This is a genomic window from Vibrio sp. 10N.222.48.A3, from assembly GCF_041475345.1.
GTDB classification, from domain to species: domain Bacteria; phylum Pseudomonadota; class Gammaproteobacteria; order Enterobacterales; family Vibrionaceae; genus Vibrio; species Vibrio tasmaniensis_A.
Window position 1 is genome coordinate 1 of sequence record NZ_JBFRVX010001442.1, and the last position, 631, is coordinate 631.

1 protein-coding gene is annotated in these 631 nt (G+C 41.0%); it reads left to right on the top strand.

Annotated features, from left to right (window positions below; all coding sequences use genetic code 11):
• On the top strand, window positions 1-560 hold a 560-nt coding region (locus tag AB4653_RS27000), incomplete at its 5' end, for a class I SAM-dependent methyltransferase (protein ID WP_372105772.1).
• Between the last annotated feature and the right edge of the window lie 71 nt (window positions 561-631).

Below are 631 nucleotides of genomic sequence, written 5' to 3' on the forward strand. Positions count from 1 at the left end.
AAGAATCAATGAAGTATGTTAAAGGCAAAGATGTGCTTAACTGTTTCTCATACACTGGCGGATTTGGTCTTTACGCACTGAAAGGCGACGCAAAACGTGTAATCAACGCAGATGTGTCTCAATTAGCTCTTGATACAGCTAAGTTCAACGCGGAACTCAATGAATTTGATATCTCGAAAAAGCGTGCTGTATTCCTAAACGCAGACGTATTTAAACTACTTCGTGAATACCGAGATCAAGGCACTAAGTTTGATGTCGTTATCATGGATCCACCAAAGTTCGTTTCAAGCAAAAACAACCTAACATCAGGTGCTAACGGCTACAAAGATGTAAACATGCTTGCAATGCAAATCCTAAATCCTGGTGGAACACTACTCACCTACTCTTGTTCAGGTTTAATGGGTGCTGATTTATTCCAAAAAATCATCGCTGACGCTGCACTAGACGCAGGCAGAACAGTAAAATTTGTCGAGCGCTTCGAGCAAGCCGCTGACCACCTAACAGATACAGCGTACCCTGAAGGCTTCTACCTAAAAGGCTTCGCCTGTAAAGTGTTGTAACTGTAAGGTGTTTCACCTCAATGTAAGGTCTTCTTAAGCGCGATTACTTTACTAAATTAAGATATAAAAAA